This window comes from Pseudomonas qingdaonensis (genome assembly GCF_018398475.1).
Lineage (GTDB): Bacteria > Pseudomonadota > Gammaproteobacteria > Pseudomonadales > Pseudomonadaceae > Aquipseudomonas > Aquipseudomonas palmensis.
The window spans coordinates 4,859,453-4,879,283 of sequence record NZ_CP074676.1 but is presented as its reverse complement, the minus strand read 5'-3'; the positions used below and the strand labels follow the sequence as shown (position 1 = coordinate 4,879,283).

Here is a 19,831-nt window from a genome sequence, read left to right as displayed (position 1 = left end):
CGGGGGGCGCCGATCTCCAGCTATCGCGCCAATAGCCAAGACCCTGGCGGCGCTTGGCGCTATAGTGCGCGGCGAGAAAATGGAGAGTGTGATCGTGCGCATAGCCCTTCTTTTACTGGCCGGCCTGCTGAGCACGCTGGTGCACGCTGCCCCGGTCGAGCTGGCCCGGTTCGACCGCAGCGTGTGGCCCGAACAACTCGACAGCCCGGCCCTGTTCGATGTGGCCTCGCGTGCCGAAATCCTCAGCTTTGCCCGCGTGCTGTATGACAGCGAGGCCCTGAGCGAGGCGCAGCTGGCCGAGCGCCTGAACCTTCGCCAGGTCAACCTGGTGACGCTGAATGCCTTGCGTCAGCGCCTGTGGCAGCGGCTGTGGCGCAACTATGACCTGGCCCAGCAGAGCTGCGAGCAGGACGCCTCGTTCTGCTACGCCATCGACAGCCTGCCGGACCTGCGCCAGCAGGCGGGCAAGTTCAGTGTTGCAGACGATTCGTTCTACGCCGGTTGGGCGCAGCCAAGCCGGCGTTTTCACGAGTACTACCTGAACGAGCAATTGCGCAAGGCGGCGCTGTTTACCCAGACCTCCAGCGAGGTGGAGCGGTTTTCCGACCAGGAGCGCGATGGCCAGGCACTCAACGACCGGCTGTTCGTGCTCAGTTTCGATGGCGGCCCGGGGCCGGCTACCGAGGCGCTGACCGACTACCTGCGCCGGCAGAAGCTTGGCGGGCTGTTCTTCGTGGTGGGCAAGAACCTGCAGGCGCGCCGCGACCAGACCTCGGCCGCGGCGCTGCAACAACTGTATGCCGGGCAGTGCGTGGGGCTGCAGGGCTGGCAGTACAGCTCGCATGCGCAGTGGACCGGCTGGCAGGACTCGGTGGTCTCCAGCCGGGCATTGGTACAGAGCAGCCTGCCCGAGGCATTCGTGCCGCTGTTTCGCCCGCCCTACGGGCAGCGCCGCGCTGACAGTGCGGCGTTTTTTGCCGGCCAGCAGCTGCAGGTGATGTTGTGGGATATCGACGCCCAGGACCAGGCCGGGTTGAATGCCGAGCAGTCGGCGCAGCGGGTGCTGAGCCTGATGCTGCTGTGGCGTCGCGGGGTGATCCAGTTTCATGACGGCCAGCCCAGGGCCCAGGCGGCGATCGACTGGTTGCTGCAGCACACGGCCCAGAGCGGGATTGGCTGGGGCAACTGCCGGGAATTCGCCGAAACCCCGTAATCGCTTGGCGCGGCGGCACCCGGCGGAAAAAATCGCCAGGCGTTCATCGGGGTTTGATCATTAACTGTAGTGGTGCTTGCGGCTCACGCCAAGGGCTTGACCGCACAACGAAAAATAAACTTCAAAAAAACGTAAAAACGCTTTTTATCGTCACGGGTTTTGCGGTATCAAGAAGTCAGACCGCCGAACCCTGCAGCACAGGTGGCGTACTAATGGCCCCTCCTTTGTTCGCAGCTTCCCTACCGTAACGACGCGGCCAGGGGGAGACCGGCGGTCACTTCGCGGCGCAGCACCGCCCAGGTATTGCGTCGTCTGGCCCCTACAAAGGTGACCGAGTATGGATGATCAAGGACGTAACGTTTCTTCCAACCAGCCAATCCTTTACGTGCTCGATACCAATGTTCTGATTCACGATCCGAACGCCTTGCTGAATTTCGAGGAACACCACGTCGCGCTGCCGATGACCGTGCTCGAGGAGCTCGACAAACTCAAGACCGGCAAACACACGATCGCCGCCGAATGCCGCCAGGCCATTCGTCTGATCGACCAGACCCTGGGCGATGCCACGCCCGAGGATGTCGAGCAGGGCGTACCGATCCAGCGCGGCAAGAGCGGCCCCAAGGGCTTCCTGTCGATTCTGATGACCCCACGCGCCGAACCCAACCGGCTGCTGCCAGAACACCTCAACGACAACATCATCATCAACCAGTTGCTCGAGCTGCGTAGCCGGCGCAAGGAACTGGACGTGGTGCTGGTGACCAAAGACATCAACATGCGCCTCAAGGCCCGCGCCTGCGGTATCGCCGCCGAGGACTACAGTACCGATCAGCTGGTCGACGACGTTTCGTTGCTGCCCAAGGGCTACCATTCGGTCAGCGGCTCGTTCTGGGACCGCGTCAACAAGGTCGAGACCCGCCAGGAGCGCGGGCGCACCTGGCACCGCGTGCAGCTGGCCGACAACCTGCCGGCGGTTCACATCAACGAGTTCATCATCGACGAGCAGGGCTTCGTCGGCTGGGTCAAGGGCATCCGTGACAGCGAGTTGCTGCTGCTCGACCTGCATCAGGAGCCACTGCTGCACCAGGAAGCCTGGGGCCTGAAACCGCGTGACATCCATCAGGGCCTGGCGCTGTTCGCCCTGCTCGACCCCGACATCCACCTCGTCAACCTCACCGGTGCCGCAGGTTCGGGCAAGACCATCCTGGCACTGGCCGCAGCCATCGAGCAGACCATGGTCAGCAAGCGCTACCGGCGCATCATCGCCACCCGCAGCGTGCAGGGGCTGGACCAGGAAATCGGCTTCCTGCCGGGCACCGAAGCGGAAAAAATGGAGCCCTGGCTGGGGGCGATCACCGACAACCTCGAAGCCTTGCACATGGACGACGAGAACACCCATGGCAGCGTCGAGTACATCCTCGAGCGCGTGCCGTTGCAGTTCAAGTCGCTCAACTACATTCGCGGTCGCAGCTTCCAGCAGAGCCTGATCCTGATCGACGAATGCCAGAACCTCACCCCGCACCAGATGAAGACCATCATCACCCGTGCCGGGGCCGGTTCCAAGGTGATCTGCCTGGGCAACCTGGCGCAGATCGACACCCCTTACCTGTCCGCCACCAGCTCGGGCCTGACCTACCTGACCGAGCGCTTCAAGGACTTCCCCAACGGCGTGCACATCACCCTGCAGGGCGTGCCGCGTTCGGTCCTGGCCGAATACGCCGAATCCCACCTGTAACCCTTGCCCACCGGGCGGCCTTGTGCCGCCCGGTTTTTTCCGCTGCCTAATGTTGACCCCTGGGTTTACAATCGGTGCTCCTGATCAGGAGTAACCCTGTGCTGACTCATCTCGATTCCCAAGGTCGGGCCAACATGGTCGACGTCACCGACAAAGCCGTCACCTCGCGCGAGGCGGTGGCCGAAGCGCGGGTGCGCATGCTCCCGCAAACCTTGCAGATGATCGTGGCTGGCGGCCACCCCAAGGGCGACGTGTTTGCCGTGGCGCGCATTGCCGGCATCCAGGCGGCAAAGAAGACCAGCGATCTGATCCCGCTGTGCCACCCGTTGATGCTCACCAGCGTCAAGCTCGAGCTGACTGGCGAAGGCGACGACACGGTGCATATCGTGGCGCGCTGCAAGCTGGCCGGGCAGACCGGCGTCGAGATGGAGGCCCTGACGGCCGCCAGTGTGGCGGCGCTGACGATCTACGACATGTGCAAGGCCGTGGACCGGGGCATGACCATCCACAGCGTGCGTGTGCTGGAAAAACTGGGCGGCAAGAGCGGGCACTACCAGGTGGAGGCGCCATGAACATCGACGTGGTGTATTTCGCGCGGTATCGCGAGGCGCTGGGCAGCGACGGCGAACGCCTCGACGGGCCGTTCGACAGCGTCGACGATGTGCGCAAGGCCCTGCTGGCACGCGGGGAGGGGTACGCGATGCTGGGCGAGCAGAACCTGATGTGCGCGCGCAACCAGGAGTTGTGCAGGCTCGACGAGCCGGTGGCCGACGGCGACGAAGTGGCGTTCTTTCCGCCCGTGACCGGGGGCTGAGGTGGGCGTTCGAGTGCAGGCCGGCGCGTTCGACCCCGGCGCCGAGACCAATGCGATGCACGCGGCCAACGTCGGGGTGGGCGCGGTGGTGTCGTTTGTCGGCTATGTGCGCGACTTCAACGACGGTCGCGAGGTGGCGGGGATGTTCCTGGAGCATTACCCGGGCATGACCGAAAAGGCCCTGGCCAAGATCGTGCTGGAGGCCGAGCAGCGCTGGCCGTTGCTCAAGGTCGAAGTGCTGCACCGTATCGGCGCATTGCAGCCGGGCGAGCCGATCGTGTTCGTGGGTGTAGCCAGTGCGCACCGGCAGGCGGCGTTCCAGGCGTGCGACTTCGTGATGGACTATCTCAAGACCCGCGCGCCGTTCTGGAAGAAGGAGCAGACCGGCGAGGGGCCGCGCTGGGTCGAGGGGCGCCAGAGTGATGCGGACGCTGCGGGGCGTTGGTAGACGCCCCGCCGGCAAGGCTGGCTCCTGCAACGGTACGGTGCCGCGAATCGGTTGAAAATTAATACACAAAAGTCCAGTATGGAATTATAAGTACAAAATAGTTCCAGGCTGCCTTGTGCCCGCCGCTTTTTCCTCTGTCTTGCAACACACCCCAACAACGAGCGAGAGAGACCGCTGATGAAAACCCCATCCCTGTTGGCCGCGCTGGCGTTGAGCCTGTTTGCCGCCGCCCCGTCGTTCGCCGCTGAAAAGACCCTGCGCATCGGTATCGAAGCCGCCTACCCACCGTTCGCGTTCAAGACCGCCGACGGCGCTATCAGTGGCTTCGACTACGACATCGGCAACGCCCTGTGCGCGCAGATGCAGGTCAAGTGCCAGTGGACCGAACAGGAATACGACGGCCTGATCCCGTCGCTCAAGGTCAAGAAGATCGACGCCGCCCTGTCGTCGATCACCATCACCGAAGACCGCAAGAAGTCGGTGGACTTCACCCACAAGTACTACTTCACCTCCGCACGCCTGGCCATGAAGGCCGGCAGCCAGGTCGATGACGACTTCGCCAACCTCAAGGGCAAGCGCATCGGCGTGCAGCGCGCGACCACCACCGACCGCTATGTGACTGCGGAACTGGTGCCCAAGGGCATCGAGATCGTGCGCTACACCAGCAACGAGGAAATCTTCATGGACCTGGTGGCCGGTCGCCTGGACGGTGTGTTCGCCGACACCATCCCGCTTGAACAGGGCTTCCTGGAGACGCCCAAGGGCAAGGGTTACGGGTTTGTCGGGCCAGAGCTGAAAGACCCCAAGTACGTGGGTGAGGGCGCCGGGATCGCGGTGCGCAAGGGCAACGCCGAACTGGTCGCCCAGCTGAACGCGGCCATCGACGCCATTCGCGCCAATGGCGAGTACCAGAAGATCCAGGCCAAGTACTTCAAGTCCGACATCTACGGCGACTGACCGTCGCCTGCCCGAGGCCTGAGTTCGTTCAGGCCTTGAGCTCCTTGAGGTGCTTGTACACCGTGGCCCGGCCCATGTTCAGCACGTTGGCCACGTAGTTGGCGGCGCTCTTGCCTCGAAACGCACCCTCGGCATGCAGGGCCAGCACCAGTTCGCGCTTGTGGTCGCGATTCAGGTTGCTCAGTGCCAGCTGGCGCTCGCGCAGCCAGCTGTTGAGAAACGTGTTGATGCGCTCCTGCCAGTCATCGCGAAACAGCGCGTCGGGCTGGGCGATCAGCCGGGTGGGCGAGAGAAACAGGTCCAGCGCCGCCTTGGCGTTTTCGAACATCGAGATGTTCAGGTTGATGCACAGCACGGCCTGCGGCTTGCCCTGGGCGTCGCGCAGCACGGTGCTGAGCGAGCGGATCTTCTGCCCGTCCCAATTGAGCTTTTCGTAGGGGCCGATGTTGGTTTCGTCGGTACCTGCCTCGAACATGTCTTCCAGGGCCGCATCGTCGCCGATCTCGCGCTTGGACAGGTTGTTGGCGATGTAGTCGATCTTCTGGCTGCGCAGGTCGTGCAGCACCACCTCGGCGTGGGGGAAGAACAGCGTGGCGATGGCGTCGGCAATCGCGCGAAAGTTGCTCAGGGCGGGGTCGTGGGGCGGTATCGGCATGCAGGCGGGCTCCAGGCGGCGTCAGCGCCCTAGGCGAAGGGCGCTGGGAGTGTGCCGCAAACGCGGGCGGGCGTCACCCGTGCAGGCGGTACAGGGCGTTGGCCAGGGCGATGTCTTCCAGGCCCAGGCCGATGGAGCGGAAGAAGGCATGGCGCTGGTAGGTCGGGCGCGGCGCCTGCTCGCTGAGCAACTGGGCCAGGTCGCCGATGATGGCGTCGGCCTGCCAGCCGTGCTGCTCGCTGGCGATGCGCATCTCGCCGGCTGAGCCGGGGGTGGTCAGGCGATAGTCGCAGTACACGTCCATGTCGGTCAGGCACTCGGGCGGCACTTCGTGGGCGCGTACCGCGTTGGTGCTGATCGAGGTGATCAGGGCCGGCTTGCTCAGCTGGCGCGGGTCGATCACAGGCTTTGCCGACGAGGTGCACAGCATGATCACGTCGGCGTCGTGCAGTGCTGATTGCAGGTCGTCCACCAGGCTCAGGCGCGGGTCGAGTGCACCGAGGGCTTCGCGCTGCTCGGCGCTTTTATCCTTGAGGCCTGGCGAGTGCAGGCGGATGTCCTGCCAGTCGCGCACGCCGCGCACATAGTGCAGGTGGGCCTGGGCGATGGGGCCGCTGCCGATCACGGTCAGGCGCCTGGCGCTGGTGGGGGCCAGGGCGTCGACCGCGACGGCGGTGGTGGCAGCGGTGCGTGCGGTGGTCAGTTCGCCGGCGTCGCACAATAGCAGTGGCTGGCCGCTGTCCATGGACATCAGCAATGTCCAGGCGGTGATCAGCGGCGCGCCTTCGCGCACGATGTAGGGCGAGGTCTTTACGCCGTAGACGCGGTCTTCGGCGAGCACCCCGCCGTAGTTGATGAAGTCGCCCCTGCCGGCCGGGAACTCCACCAGCTGTTGCGGCGGCTGCACGGCCTGGCCGGCGGCCAGGTCACGGAACAGCTTGCGCAGGATCTGCGGCACGTCCACCTGCGCGAGCAGTTGGCGGGCCAGGGGCTGGTCGATCACGCGTGGGGTAGACATGCGGCGCTCCATTTGAACTATTTTGTCTATTATGGACAAATAGTTTAATTGCGCCAACCCTATCGCGGGTCGAGCCCGCCCCCACAATCATTACTGTGGTCGCTGTGGGAGCGGGCTTGACCCGCGATGAGCCAGCCCGGTCAGCGCAAAAAAAAACGCAGCCGGCGAGGGCTGCGTTTTCTGTCCATCAATCGACTCAGTGATGCTTGCGCGCCACCGGCTTGAGCAGCTCGGTCGGCGGGGTCTCGCAACTGATCTTGCGCCCCAGCAATGCCTCGATACCCGGCAACTGGTACGAATCATCCTCACCGGCGAAGCTGATCGACACGCCACTGGTACCCGCACGGCCGGTACGGCCGATACGGTGCACGTAGTCGTCCGGGTCTTCGGGCAGGGTGAAGTTGATCACGTGGCTGATGCCGTCGATGTGGATCCCGCGACCGGCCACATCGGTGGCCACCAGCACGGTGACCCGGCCTTCGCGGAAATTCTCCAGGGTCTTGATGCGCTTGTGCTGCGGCACATCGCCCGACAATTGCGCGGCATTCACGCCGTCACGCACCAGGCGCTCTTCGATACGGCGCACCTCGTCCTTGCGGTTGGCGAACACGATGACCCGCTCCCACTTGTTCTCGGTCACCAGGTTGTACAGCAGCTTGTACTTGTCGGCGCCGGCTACCGCATACACATGCTGCTCGACGGTTTCGCTGGCAACGTTCTCCGGCTCGATCTCGACGATGGCCGGGTCGGTGGTCCACTGTTGCGCCAGGTTCATCACGTCTTCGGTGAAGGTGGCCGAGAACAGCAGCGTCTGGCGCTCGCTCTTGGGCGGGGTCTGGCGGATGATCTGGCGAACCTGCGGGATGAAGCCCATGTCGAGCATGCGGTCGGCTTCGTCCAGCACCAGCACCTCGACCATGTCCAGGTGCGCTTCACCGCGCTGGTTGAAGTCCAGCAGGCGACCCGGGGTGGCCACCAGGATGTCGCAGTGGCGTGCCTCAAGGGCCTTGAGCTGCTTGTCGAAGTCCATGCCACCGACGAACGTCATCACGTTCAGGCCGGTGTACTTGGTCAGCTCGGCGGCGTCCTTGGCGATCTGCACCACCAGTTCGCGGGTAGGGGCAATGATCAGCGCCCGCGGCTCGCCCATGTAGCGCTCTTTGGGCGGCGGGGTCTGTTGCAGCTGGCTGATGATCGAGATCAGGAACGCGGCGGTCTTGCCGGTGCCGGTCTGGGCCCGGCCGATCGCATCCTTGCCACGCAGGGTGAAGCCCAGTACTTCGGCCTGGATCGGCGTGCAGTACGGGAAGCCCAGGTCGTGGATGGCATGCATCAGCTCGGGCGAAAGCTTGAAGTCGTGGAAGCGGGTCTTGCCCTCTTGCGGTTCCACCACAAAGTCTTCCAGTTTCCAGGTGCTGGCCTGGGGTTTTGGCTTGCGCTCGCGGCGCGGCTTGGCCTCGACCGGTTTGCTCGCCGGTTGCTCCAGGGTTTTTTCCGCCGGCTTTTCGGCGCGCGCTGGCGCGGCGGCTTCGGTCTGAGCCTTGAGCGGCGCGGCGGGAGCTGGGGCCTTGGGTGCTGCGGGCGGCTGCACGGTAGCAACGCTTTCGGTGGCGAGTTGCTCAACCTCGCTCTTTCCGAACATCTTCTTGAGTGCTTTGAGCACGGTCATCTCATCAATTGGTTAAGGAATGTACGCCGGCCAGTGTAATGCAAGATTCGGGCGCGGCGTAGTGGATTGCTCCGACAACTACAGGCAAGGCGTTTTTTAGCGCAGACGCTCGATCAGCCAGGCGCCGATGTCCTGGATTTCCTCGGGCAGCACGGCGTGTTCCATCGGGTATTCCTTCCACTGCACGGTGACGCCCCAGCTGTTCAGGTACTCGAAGGCGGCACGCCCCATGGACGGGATGACCACCGGGTCGTACACGCCGTGCAGGCACAGCGCCGGAATGCGCTGCTGGCTGGCGCTGAGCACGGTGCTGTCGGTGAAGGTCGGAGCGTAGGTGGAAAGGGCCATTACCCCGCCCAGCGTCTCCTGCCACTTTACATAGGCGGTGTGCAGAACCACTGCACCGCCCTGGGAGAAGCCGGCCAGGATGATGCGCGACAGGGCGACGCCCTTGGCCTGTTCCTGCTTGATCAGGTCGATGACCGCCTGTGCCGAGGCGTCGAGTTGCGCTTCGTCGATGGCGCGTGCACCGGGCGTCAGCGCCTTGATGTCGTACCAGCTGGGCATGGCGTAGCCATTGTTGATGGTGACCGGCTGGGTGGGTGCCTGCGGCATCACGAAGCGCGTGCTCAGTAGCACTTCCTGCAGGGCTTCGGCCACCGGCATGAAGTCGTAGCGGTCGGCGCCCAGGCCATGCAGCCAGATGACACAGGCGTCGGCGGTTTTCTGGGGTTCGAGAATCAGGGGATTGGTCATGACTGCTCCGAAAAAGTGCACGCAGGCCGGGGTGCGTGCTTGAAGAAAGGCATCGCTGGCGTTGCGTGCAAGGCTGTCACAGAACAGTCGGTCGTGCCAATCACCCGCCGCACGCAGTGCTGCGCCGATGCGGCGTCAGGCCGGCGCGGTCAGTCCTCTTCCTTGGGCGCGGGTGCAGGCGGTGGACGCAGGCCGATCTCGGCGATCAGCTTCAGCGGCTTGCCGTTGCGCACCACTTCGATGGCCACCTTGTCGTTGGGCTTGATCCGCGCCACCTGGTTCATCGAGCGCCGGCCATCGCCGGCCGGTTCGCCATTGATGCTCAGAATCACGTCACCCAGCTGCAGGCCGGCCTTCTGCGCCGGCCCGTCGCGGAAGATGCCCGCCACCACGATGCCTGGCCGGCCCTGCATGCCGAACGACTCGGCCAGCTCCTGGCTCAGCGGTTGCACCTCGATGCCCAGCCAGCCGCGAATCACCTGACCATGCTCGATGATCGACTTCATCACCTCCAGCGCCAGCTTGGTGGGGATGGCGAAGCCGATGCCCTGCGAGCCGCCGGACTTGGAGAAGATCGCGGTGTTGATGCCGGTCAGGTTGCCATTGGCATCCACCAGCGCGCCACCGGAGTTGCCCGGGTTGATGGCCGCGTCGGTCTGGATGAAGTCTTCGTAGTTGTTCAGGCCCAGCTGGTTGCGCCCGGTGGCGCTGATGATGCCCATGGTCACGGTCTGGCCGACGCCGAACGGGTTGCCGATGGCCAGCGCCACATCACCGATGTGGATGTTGTCCGAGCGCCCGATGGTGATCGAGGGCAGGTTCTTGAGGTCGATCTTGAGCACGGCCAGGTCGGTTTCCGGGTCGCTGCCGATCACCCGTGCCAGGGTCTCGCGGCCGTCCTTGAGCGCCACCACGATCTGGTCGGCGCCGGAGGTCACGTGGTTGTTGGTCAGCAGGTAGCCCTCCGGGCTCATGATCACCGCCGAGCCCAGGCTCGATTCCCAGCGCCGCTGCTTGGGCAGGTTGTCACCGAAGAAGCGGCGGAACTGTGGGTCTTCGAACAGCGGGTGCGCGGTCTTGTTGACCACCTTGGTGGTGTACAGGTTGGCCACTGCGGGGGCCGCATTGCTCACCGCATCGGCATACGACACGGGGCCCTGCATCAGCCGCGTGGTCTGCGGCGCCTGCTGCAGGTTGACGTCCTGGCTGGGCAGGCCGACCCATTGGGGAAATTGCTGGATGACCAGCAGGGCGATCAGTACGCCGGTGACCAGTGGCCAGGCAAAGTAACGCAGAGCCTTGAACATGAGATGGATCCTGGGAGGTGGCCAGAGCCGATGCCGCAGTGGGGAGTAGATGAACGCGCGCGATCATACTGCGGCAAGGCCCGTGCAGGAACTGCTAAATCACGTCGAGCCATGACGGTCATGGCGCCGCGCCCCCGGGCAGTTGCCGTCGGTTTCCCCAAAAACGGTCGACGGCTCATAATGGCGGCCATTATACGAGGCCTTGTGCCACGCTGAACCGCTGAATTGAGGAGTCTTTGCATGGCTGTTGCCCTGAGCACCCTGGTCGAGGAAGCCGATCGCTACCTTGGCAGCGCAAAAATCCAGGACTACTGCCCCAACGGCCTGCAGGTCGAGGGCAACCCGCAGGTGTCGCGCATCGTCACCGGCGTCACCGCCAGCCAGGCATTGCTGGACGCGGCGGTCGAGGCGGGCGCCGACCTGGTGCTGGTGCACCACGGCTACTTCTGGAAGGGCGAGAACCCCTGCATCACCGGCATGAAGCAGCGCCGCCTCAAGACCCTGCTCAAACACGACCTGAGCCTGCTGGCCTACCACCTGCCGCTGGACCTGCACCCCGAGGTGGGCAACAACGTGCAGCTGGCGCGCCAGCTGGACATCACCGTCGAGGGCCCGCTGGACCCGGCCAACCCGCGGGTGGTGGGCCTGGTGGGCTCGCTGGCCGAACCGATGTCGGCGCGGGATTTCGCGCGCAAGGTCAGCGACGTGATGGGCCGCGAGCCGCTGCTGATCGAAGGCGACGAGGTCATTCGCCGGGTGGGCTGGTGCACCGGCGGCGGCCAGGGCTACATCGACCAGGCGATTGCCGCAGGGGTCGACCTGTACCTGAGCGGCGAGGCGTCGGAACAGACTTTCCACAGTGCTCGCGAGAACGGCATCAGCTTCATCGCCGCCGGCCACCACGCCACCGAGCGTTACGGGGTGCAGGCGCTGGGCGATTACCTGGCACGTCGATTCGCTCTGGAACACCTGTTCATCGACTGCCCGAACCCGATCTGAGGCTAAAACGCCAAGGCATATTCTTATACTGTTTCGTTCTAGTAGCCTGCCTAAATAGAATCGGGTGCTGTGATAAAGTGGCCCGCTCGAACACGGCCCGCTGGCCGTCCATAAGATTGATTTTCCGTGAGTAGCCATGGTCGACAAGCTGACGCATTTGAAACAGTTGGAGGCGGAGAGCATCCACATCATTCGTGAGGTGGCCGCCGAGTTCGACAACCCGGTGATGCTGTACTCGATCGGCAAGGATTCGGCCGTGATGCTGCACCTGGCACGCAAGGCCTTCTTCCCGGGCAAGCTGCCGTTTCCGGTGATGCACGTCGACACCCAGTGGAAATTCCAGGAGATGTACAGCTTCCGCGACAAGATGGTCGAGGAAATGGGCCTGGAGCTGATCACCCACGTCAACCCCGATGGCGTTGCCCAGGGCATCAATCCGTTCACCCACGGCAGTGCCAAGCACACCGACATCATGAAGACCGAGGGCCTCAAGCAGGCGCTCGACAAGCACGGCTTCGACGCCGCCTTCGGTGGCGCGCGCCGCGACGAAGAGAAGTCGCGGGCCAAGGAGCGTGTGTACTCGTTCCGTGACAGCAAGCACCGCTGGGACCCGAAGAACCAGCGCCCAGAGCTGTGGAACGTGTACAACGGCAAGGTCAACAAGGGCGAGTCGATTCGCGTGTTCCCGCTGTCGAACTGGACCGAGCTGGATATCTGGCAGTACATCTACCTCGAAGGCATCCCGATCGTGCCGCTGTACTTTGCAGCCGAGCGCGAAGTGATCGAGAAGAACGGCACCCTGATCATGATCGATGACGAGCGCATCCTGGAGCACCTCTCGGATGAAGAGAAGGCTCGCATCGTCAAGAAGAAAGTGCGTTTCCGTACCCTTGGCTGCTACCCGTTGACGGGCGCGGTGGAGTCGGAGGCCGAGAGCCTGACCGACATCATTCAGGAAATGCTCCTGACGCGCACTTCCGAGCGCCAGGGCCGCGTCATCGACCACGATGGCGCAGGTTCCATGGAAGACAAGAAACGTCAGGGCTATTTCTAAGTTAGGGTCAGACCATGTCGCACCAATCCGAATTGATCAGCGAGGACATCCTCGCCTACCTGGCCCAGCACGAACGCAAGGAACTGCTGCGCTTCTTGACCTGCGGTAACGTCGACGACGGCAAGAGCACCCTGATCGGGCGCCTGCTGCACGATTCCAAGATGATCTACGAAGACCATCTGGAAGCCATTACCCGCGATTCGAAGAAAGTCGGCACCACCGGTGACGACATCGACCTGGCATTGCTGGTCGACGGCCTGCAGGCCGAGCGCGAGCAGGGCATCACCATCGATGTGGCCTACCGCTATTTCTCCACGGCCAAGCGCAAGTTCATCATCGCCGACACCCCGGGCCACGAGCAGTACACCCGCAACATGGCCACCGGTGCGTCCACCTGCGACCTGGCGATCATCCTGGTGGACGCGCGCTACGGCGTGCAGACCCAGACCCGCCGGCACAGCTACATCGCTTCGCTGCTGGGCATCAAGCACATCGTCGTGGCCGTGAACAAGATGGACCTCAAGGGCTTCGACCAGGACGTGTTCGAAGGCATCAAGGCCGACTACCTGAAGTTTGCCGAAGCCATCAACATGACCCCCAGCAGCCTGCACTTCGTGCCGATGTCGGCGCTCAAGGGCGACAACGTGGTCAACCGCAGCGAGCGTTCGCCGTGGTACACCGGCCCTGCGCTGATGGAAATCCTCGAAACCGTGGAAGTGGCGGCCGACCGCAACTTCACCGACCTGCGTTTTCCGGTGCAGTACGTCAACCGTCCCAACCTGAACTTCCGTGGCTTTGCCGGCACCCTGGCCAGTGGCGTGGTACACAAGGGCGACGAGATCGTGGTGCTGCCGTCGGGCAAGAGCAGCCGCGTGAAGTCCATCGTCACCTACGAAGGTGAGCTGGAGCAGGCCGGCCCGGGCCAGGCCGTGACCCTGACCATGGAAGACGAGATCGACATCTCCCGTGGCGACCTGCTGGTGCATGCCGACAACGTCCCGCCGGTGACCGACCAGTTCGACGCCATGCTGGTGTGGATGGCCGAAGAGCCGATGCTGCCGGGCAAGAAATACGACATCAAGCGCGCCACCAGCTACGTGCCGGGCTCGATTGCCAGCATCGCCCACAAGGTCGATGTGAACACCCTGGAACAGGGCGCTGCGAGCGCGTTGCAGCTCAACGAGATCGGCAAGGTCAAGGTGAGCCTGGACGCTCCGATCGCGCTGGACGGCTACGACAGCAACCGCACCACCGGCGCGTTCATCATCATCGACCGCCTGACCAACGGCACCGTGGGCGCGGGCATGATCATCGCGCCACCGGTACTGCCTCACGGCAGCACCGGCCAGCATGGCAGGCAGGCCCACGTGACCACCGAGGAGCGTGCCTTGCGCTTCGGCCAGCAGCCGGCCACCGTGCTGTTCAGCGGCCTGTCGGGCGCGGGCAAGAGCACCCTGGCGTATGCCGTTGAGCGCAAGCTGTTCGACATGGGCCGTGCGGTGTACGTGCTCGATGGGCAGAACCTGCGCCATGACCTGAACAAAGGCCTGCCGCAGGACCGTGCCGGGCGTACCGAGAACTGGCGTCGTGCTGCGCATGTGGCGCGTCAGTTCAACGAAGCGGGCTTGCTGACCCTGGCCGCGTTCGTGGCACCGGATGCCGAAGGCCGTGAACAGGCCAAGGCGCTGATCGGCAAGGAGCGCTTGCTGACCGTTTACGTCCAGGCTTCGCCGTTGGCGTGCCGTGAGCGTGATCCGCAGGGGCTGTACGCGGCCGGTGGCGACAACATCCCGGGCGAGAGCTTCCCGTATGACGTGCCGCAGGATGCGGACCTGGTGATCGACACCCAGAGCGTTGGCGTGGAAGAGGGCGTCAAGCAGGTACTGGAACTGCTGCGCAAGCGTGGCGCGATCTAAGCGCTGCTGCTGAATGAAAAGCCCGCGATGGTGAAGGCCATCGCGGGCTTTTTTGTGGCGGCTGGCCGCTTCGCCGGCAAGGCCGGCTCCTACGGTGAGCGCAAGGCCATGCAGGAGCAGGCCTTGCCGGGGAAGTGCCCAGCGGACACGCCGCTTCAAATATGCTTCTGTGCCACCGGAATCACCCGCTTCTCCTTCACCGCCTTGAACGAGAAGCTCGAATAGATCTCCTTCACCCCCGGCAGCCGCTGCAGTACCTCGCGGGTGAACTCGCCGAACGACTCCAGATCCCGCGCCAGAATCTCCAGCAGGAAGTCATAGCGCCCGGAGATGTTGTGGCACGCCACGATTTCGGGGATATCCATCAGCCGCTGCTCGAATGCCCGGGCCATCTCCTTGCTGTGCGAATCCATCATGATGCTGACGAAGGCGGTCACTCCGAAGCCCAGTGCCTTGGGTGACAGGATGGCCTGATAGCCGGTGATGTAGCCCGACTCCTCCAGCAGCTTGACCCGCCGCCAGCACGGCGAGGTGGTCAGGGCGACGCTGTCGGCGAGCTCGGCTACGGTCAGTCGGGCGTTGTCTTGCAGCGCGGCCAGCAGTGCGCGGTCGGTACGGTCGATGGCGCTAGGCATGTCTTGCCCTCCATAGCCTGTTCTTGTTGTTTTTATGTCAGTGAGCGGCGCTTTTCGTAGGCGTATTTGGAAAAATTTAAGCCGGTCTGTGGAATAAGCTTATAACAAACCACAAGAGGCGGTTGCCATGCACGGCTCCAACAAGCTCCCAGGATTTGCCACCCGCGCCATTCACCATGGCTACGACCCCCAGGACCACGGCGGCGCACTGGTGCCACCGGTCTACCAGACCGCGACGTTCACCTTCCCCACCGTGGAATACGGCGCTGCGTGCTTTGCCGGCGAGCAGGCCGGGCATTTCTACAGCCGCATCTCCAACCCCACCCTCAACCTGCTGGAAGCACGCATGGCCTCGCTGGAAGGCGGCGAGGTCGGGCTGGCGCTGGCCTCGGGCATGGGGGCGATCACGTCCACGCTATGGACGCTGCTGCGCCCCGGTGACGAGGTGCTGCTGGGCAACACCCTGTACGGCTGCACCTTTGCCTTCCTGCACCACGGCATCGGCGAGTTCGGGGTCAAGCTGCGCCATGTGGACATGGCCGACCTGCAGGCATTGGAGGCGGCCATGACGCCGGCCACCCGGGTGATCTATTTCGAATCGCCGGCCAACCCCAACATGCACATGGCCGATATCGCCGGCGTGGCGAAGATTGCACGCAAGCACGGCGCGACCGTGGTGGTCGACAACACCTACTGCACGCCGTACCTGCAACGGCCACTGGAGCTGGGCGCCGACCTGGTGGTGCATTCGGCCACCAAGTACCTGAGCGGCCATGGCGACATCACTGCTGGCATTGTGGTGGGCAGCCAGGCACTGGTGGACCGTATACGTCTGCAGGGCCTCAAGGACATGACCGGTGCGGTGCTCTCGCCCCATGACGCCGCACTGCTCATGCGCGGCATCAAGACCCTCAACCTGCGCATGGACCGCCACTGCGTCAACGCTCAGGTGCTGGCCGAGTTCCTCGCCGGGCAGCCGCAGGTGGAGCTGATCCATTACCCGGGCCTGGCGAGCTTCCCGCAGTACACCCTGGCCCGCCAGCAGATGAGCCAGCCGGGCGGCATGATCGCCTTCGAACTCAAGGGCGGCATCGGTGCCGGGCGGCGGTTCATGAACGCCCTGCAACTGTTCAGCCGCGCGGTGAGCCTGGGCGATGCCGAGTCGCTGGCGCAGCACCCGGCAAGCATGACTCATTCCAGCTATACCCCAGAGGAGCGTGCGCATTACGGCATCTCCGAGGGGCTGGTGCGGTTGTCGGTGGGGCTGGAAGACATCGACGACCTGCTGGCCGATGTGCAACAGGCACTCAAGGCGAGTGCCTGAACCCGTCACGGATGAGGTCAATGCAATGGTGGCAATGATGAACCTTGTGCCTGGCGACGGCGTGCCCGGTGACAGCGACCCTGGCGAAACCGCAGAGTGGCTGGAGGCGCTGGAGTCGACCCTGGCGCACTGCGGCCCGGCCCGCGCGCGGTTTCTGCTCGAACAATTGGAGGCGCATGCCCGCGAACTGGGCCTGGAGCGTGGTGCCCAGCCGTACTCGGCGTACCGCAACACCCTGTCGCTCGAACATCAGGGCGCCTACCCGGGCGACCTGGAACTGGACGAGCGCATCACCAGCATCCTGCGCTGGAATGCCCTGGCGATGGTGGTGCGTGCCAACCATGCTTACGGTGACCTGGGCGGTCACATCGCCAGTTACGCTTCGGCCGCAGAGATCTTCGAGGTGGGGTTTCAGCATTTTTTTCGCGGCGAGGAGGGCGGCGAGCAGCGCACGGCCGACCTGGTGTTCTTCCAGCCGCACTCGGCGCCCGGCATCTATGCCCGGGCCTTTCTTGAAGGGCGCCTGAGCGAGGCTCAGCTGGCCAGCTATCGGCAGGAGGTCGCAGGCGATGGCCTGTGCTCCTACCCGCACCCGTGGCTGATGCCCGACTTCTGGCAGTTTCCCACCGGGTCGATGGGCATCGGCCCGCTCAACGCCGTGTACCAGGCGCGCTTCATGCGCTACCTGCAGCACCGCGGCCTGGCTGATACCGCGCAGCGCCATGTGTGGGGCGTGTTCGGCGATGGCGAGATGGACGAGCCCGAATCCATCGCCGGGCTGACGCTGGCGGCCCGTGAGCAACTCGACAACCTGACCTTCATCGTCAACTGCAACCTGCAGCGCCTGGATGGTCCGGTGCGTGGCAATGGCCAGATCATCCAGGAGCTGGAGTCGCTGTTCAGCGGCGCCGGCTGGAACGTGATCAAGGTGTTGTGGGGCTCGGAATGGGATGCGCTGTTTGCCCGCGACAGCGAGCACGTGCTGCTGCGCCAGCTGGCGGCAACCCCCGACGGCCAGTTCCAGACCCTGGGGGCCAATGACGGCGCCTACAACCTGGAACACTTCTTCAACCAGCACCCGGCCTTGCAGCGCCTGGTCGAGCACATGAGCTCGGCCGAGATCAACGCGCTCAAGCGCGGTGGCCATGATTTTCGCAAGCTGTATGCCGCCTTTGCCGCCGCCAAGGCGTGCAAGGGCCGGCCGACGGTGATCCTGGCCAAGACCAAGAAGGGCTACGGCATGAGTGCGGCCGGCGAGTCGCGCATGACCGCGCACCAGGCCAAGAAGCTCGACGTGCAGGCGCTGCTGGCCTTCCGTGACCGCTTCCACTTGCCCTTGAGCGATGCGCAGGTTGAGCAGTTGCAGTTCTACCGGCCGGACGAAAACAGCCGGGAGATGCGCTACCTGCGCGAGCGGCGCAATGCCCTGAGCGGCAGCCTGCCGTCGCGGCGGCCCCAGGCGCGCACGCTGCCAGTACCGGCGCTGGAGGTGATGGGCGGTTTTGCGCTGCACGCCGAGGGCAAGGAGATGTCCACCACCATGGCTGCGGTGCGCATGCTCGGTGCCTGGCTCAAGGCCCCGGAGCTGGGGCCGCGGGTGGTGCCGATCGTCGCCGATGAAGCGCGCACCTTCGGCATGGCCAGCCTGTTCCGGCAGATCGGCATCTACTCGCCCCATGGGCAGCGTTACGAACCCGAAGATGCCAGTTCGCTGCTCTCCTACAGGGAGTCGCGCGATGGTCAGTTGCTGGAGGAGGGCATCACCGAGGCCGGGGCCCTGTCGTCCTGGGTAGCGGCGGCCACCTCCTATGCGGTGCATGGCGAGCCGATGTTGCCGGTGTACATCTATTACTCGATGTTCGGCTTCCAGCGGGTCGGCGACCTGATATGGGCGGCGGCCGACCAGCGTGCACGGGGCCTGCTGCTGGGGGCTACGGCAGGGCGCACCACCCTGGGCGGCGAAGGCTTGCAGCACCAGGATGGCTCGAGCCTGGTGATGGCGGCCATGGTGCCCAACTGCCGCGCCTGGGAGCCGTGCTTTGCCGGCGAACTGGCGGTGATTCTGGAACACGCGGCGCGGCGCATGCTGGTGGAGCAGTGCGACGAGTTTCACTATGTGGCGGTGATGAATGAAAGTTATCCACACCCCTCCCTGCTACCTGAGGCACATGCGGCAGTGTTGCGCGGGATGTACCGGTTTGCCGAACAGCCGGTGGAGCATGCCCTGGGGCGGGTTCGCCTGCTGGGCTCCGGGGCGATCCTGCGCGAGGTGATCGCCGCGAGCGAGCTGCTGGCGGCGGACTGGGGCATCGCCAGCGAGGTGTTCAGTGTGACCAGCTTCAGCGAACTGGCGCGTGATGCACGGGATGTGCAGCGCGAGCAGCGTCTGGGGCTGGGTGGCAGCAGCCATCTGGCGCAATGCCTGGTGGGAGATGCGCCGGTGATTGCCGCAACTGACTATGTACGTGCCTGGCCGCAATTGATTGCCGAGTACGTGCCGGCGCCGTACGTGACGCTGGGCACCGACGGCTTCGGGCGCAGCGATACGCGCCAGCGGTTGCGCCAGTTCTTCGAGGTGGACCGTTTCAGTGTGGTGCTGGCCAGCTTGCAGGCGCTGGTGGATGACGGGCTGCTGGAGGTCGATGTGATGGCGCAGGCACGGGCCAGGTATCCGGCGCTGGATGCGGCGGGCCCCTGGTATCGTTGATGTGAGGGGATGAAAAAAGGGGCCGGTGATCGGCCCCTTTTTTCTTTGTGTAAGATGGTTGGGTGTGGCATTCGCCGGCAAGGCCGGCTCCAGCAGGAGCGCGCCATGCCAGTGACGGGGCCGCTGCGATCAGCGCTTGAGCCCGTAATGCTCATCCAGCATGCCCGGGGTGTTCGGTGCCTTGGGCGCGTAGTCGCGTGGCACTTCGGTGTCCTTGGGCGGGGTCAGACGGTCACGCGGGCCCTGCGCTTCGGAGTGCAGTGCGGCCAGCAGGCGCTGACGGGTCTGTTCGTCCAGGGCCAGACGGTTGGCGCCTTCGGCCAGGTGGTCCTGCACTTCCTGGTAGCTCTGGGTCAGCTTCTTGACCAGCGCCGCGGTGCTGTTGAAATGGGTCACCACTTCACTCTGATAACTGTCAAAACGTTCCTGGATATCGTCCAGCTGCCGCTGGGTGCTGCTCGGGGCGGCATTGGGCAAGAGGCGGGCGACCAGGAAACCAACGACTACACCCACTACCAGGGCCAGGGTCGGCAACAACCAAACTAAGAGCGAGAGTTCCACGAGTCCTTCCTCTATAAACGGCTTTGCTTTACGTTAACGGCTCGGACCTGCGCTGTATACCGCGAG

The 19,831-nt window shown here is 64.3% G+C and carries 18 protein-coding genes; 11 read left to right on the top strand and 7 right to left on the bottom strand.

All coding sequences use genetic code 11. The annotated features are described in order from the left end of the window. The first annotated feature begins 94 nt into the window (after window positions 1-94). The 6 genes from KH389_RS22235 (at window position 95) to KH389_RS22210 (ending at window position 5,164) form a co-directional block, all read left to right on the top strand. Complete coding sequence (locus KH389_RS22235) at window positions 95-1,213, top strand: polysaccharide deacetylase family protein (protein WP_054914928.1); 1,119 nt, start codon at window positions 95-97, stop codon at window positions 1,211-1,213. A 337-nt stretch (window positions 1,214-1,550) separates the two neighbouring features. Further along, window positions 1,551-2,945 carry a PhoH family protein gene (locus tag KH389_RS22230; RefSeq protein ID WP_043861009.1) on the top strand — a complete coding sequence of 465 codons (1,395 nt, stop codon included), beginning with the start codon at window positions 1,551-1,553 and terminating at the stop codon, window positions 2,943-2,945. Window positions 2,946-3,043: 98 nt separating this feature from the next. Further along, a complete protein-coding gene (moaC, locus tag KH389_RS22225; protein WP_058540865.1) occupies window positions 3,044-3,517 on the top strand; it encodes a cyclic pyranopterin monophosphate synthase MoaC in 474 nt (157 codons plus the stop codon). Beyond that, entirely contained in the window at window positions 3,514-3,759 is a 246-nt protein-coding gene (locus tag KH389_RS22220) for a MoaD/ThiS family protein (protein WP_100633492.1), read from the top strand. The genes moaC and KH389_RS22220 overlap by 4 nt, the downstream gene beginning before the upstream one ends. A 1-nt stretch (window position 3,760) precedes the next feature. Beyond that, the gene (gene moaE, locus KH389_RS22215) at window positions 3,761-4,207 is read left to right on the top strand and encodes a molybdopterin synthase catalytic subunit MoaE (protein ID WP_043861012.1); all 447 of its coding nucleotides are present in this window, start codon (window positions 3,761-3,763) and stop codon (window positions 4,205-4,207) included. 177 nt (window positions 4,208-4,384) lie between these two features. Beyond that, window positions 4,385-5,164, top strand: a complete 780-nt coding sequence (locus KH389_RS22210) for an ABC transporter substrate-binding protein (RefSeq protein WP_043861013.1) — start codon at window positions 4,385-4,387, stop codon at window positions 5,162-5,164. Between the two features lie 28 nt (window positions 5,165-5,192). Here KH389_RS22210 and KH389_RS22205 read toward each other — a convergent pair whose 3' ends face one another. The 5 genes from KH389_RS22205 to algW form a co-directional block, all read right to left on the bottom strand. Beyond that, window positions 5,193-5,819: a helix-turn-helix transcriptional regulator gene (locus KH389_RS22205; RefSeq protein ID WP_054914846.1), complete on the bottom strand. Its 627-nt coding sequence runs from the start codon at window positions 5,817-5,819 to the stop codon at window positions 5,193-5,195. A gap of 73 nt (window positions 5,820-5,892) precedes the next feature. Beyond that, window positions 5,893-6,837: an ornithine cyclodeaminase family protein gene (locus KH389_RS22200; protein ID WP_043861015.1), complete on the bottom strand. Its 945-nt coding sequence runs from the start codon at window positions 6,835-6,837 to the stop codon at window positions 5,893-5,895. Window positions 6,838-7,033: 196 nt separating this feature from the next. Next, the gene (gene rhlB, locus KH389_RS22195; RefSeq protein WP_244988656.1) at window positions 7,034-8,500 is read right to left on the bottom strand and encodes an ATP-dependent RNA helicase RhlB; all 1,467 of its coding nucleotides are present in this window, start codon (window positions 8,498-8,500) and stop codon (window positions 7,034-7,036) included. A gap of 102 nt (window positions 8,501-8,602) precedes the next feature. Continuing rightward, entirely contained in the window at window positions 8,603-9,262 is a 660-nt protein-coding gene (locus tag KH389_RS22190; protein ID WP_043861016.1) for an alpha/beta hydrolase, read from the bottom strand. Window positions 9,263-9,411: 149 nt separating this feature from the next. Then, window positions 9,412-10,569 carry a Do family serine endopeptidase AlgW gene (gene algW / locus KH389_RS22185; RefSeq protein WP_043861017.1) on the bottom strand — a complete coding sequence of 386 codons (1,158 nt, stop codon included), beginning with the start codon at window positions 10,567-10,569 and terminating at the stop codon, window positions 9,412-9,414. A 240-nt stretch (window positions 10,570-10,809) separates the two neighbouring features. Between algW and KH389_RS22180 the strand changes: the two genes are divergently transcribed. The 3 genes from KH389_RS22180 to cysN all read left to right on the top strand — a co-directional run bounded on the left by KH389_RS22180 (window position 10,810) and on the right by cysN (window position 14,538). Then, window positions 10,810-11,568: a Nif3-like dinuclear metal center hexameric protein gene (locus tag KH389_RS22180; protein WP_043861018.1), complete on the top strand. Its 759-nt coding sequence runs from the start codon at window positions 10,810-10,812 to the stop codon at window positions 11,566-11,568. Window positions 11,569-11,704: 136 nt separating this feature from the next. Beyond that, window positions 11,705-12,622 (top strand): sulfate adenylyltransferase subunit CysD, encoded by a 918-nt coding sequence (gene cysD / locus KH389_RS22175; RefSeq protein ID WP_058540870.1) that lies wholly within the window; start codon window positions 11,705-11,707, stop codon window positions 12,620-12,622. 14 nt (window positions 12,623-12,636) lie between these two features. Then, window positions 12,637-14,538, top strand: a complete 1,902-nt coding sequence (cysN, locus tag KH389_RS22170; RefSeq protein WP_123752848.1) for a sulfate adenylyltransferase subunit CysN — start codon at window positions 12,637-12,639, stop codon at window positions 14,536-14,538. Between the two features lie 155 nt (window positions 14,539-14,693). On the opposite strand, the gene KH389_RS22165 is transcribed toward cysN, so the two are convergent. After that, the gene (locus tag KH389_RS22165) at window positions 14,694-15,173 is read right to left on the bottom strand and encodes an Lrp/AsnC family transcriptional regulator (RefSeq protein WP_043861021.1); all 480 of its coding nucleotides are present in this window, start codon (window positions 15,171-15,173) and stop codon (window positions 14,694-14,696) included. 127 nt (window positions 15,174-15,300) lie between these two features. Here KH389_RS22165 and KH389_RS22160 point away from each other — a divergent pair, with 127 nt between their 5' ends. Then, window positions 15,301-16,497: a methionine gamma-lyase gene (locus KH389_RS22160; protein ID WP_213606252.1), complete on the top strand. Its 1,197-nt coding sequence runs from the start codon at window positions 15,301-15,303 to the stop codon at window positions 16,495-16,497. A 25-nt stretch (window positions 16,498-16,522) separates the two neighbouring features. Then, window positions 16,523-19,204 carry an alpha-ketoglutarate dehydrogenase gene (gene mdeB / locus KH389_RS22155; protein WP_213606250.1) on the top strand — a complete coding sequence of 894 codons (2,682 nt, stop codon included), beginning with the start codon at window positions 16,523-16,525 and terminating at the stop codon, window positions 19,202-19,204. A 129-nt stretch (window positions 19,205-19,333) separates the two neighbouring features. Here mdeB and KH389_RS22150 read toward each other — a convergent pair whose 3' ends face one another. Next, the gene (locus tag KH389_RS22150; RefSeq protein WP_043862040.1) at window positions 19,334-19,765 is read right to left on the bottom strand and encodes a Z-ring associated ZapG family protein; all 432 of its coding nucleotides are present in this window, start codon (window positions 19,763-19,765) and stop codon (window positions 19,334-19,336) included. Window positions 19,766-19,831 lie beyond the last annotated feature (66 nt).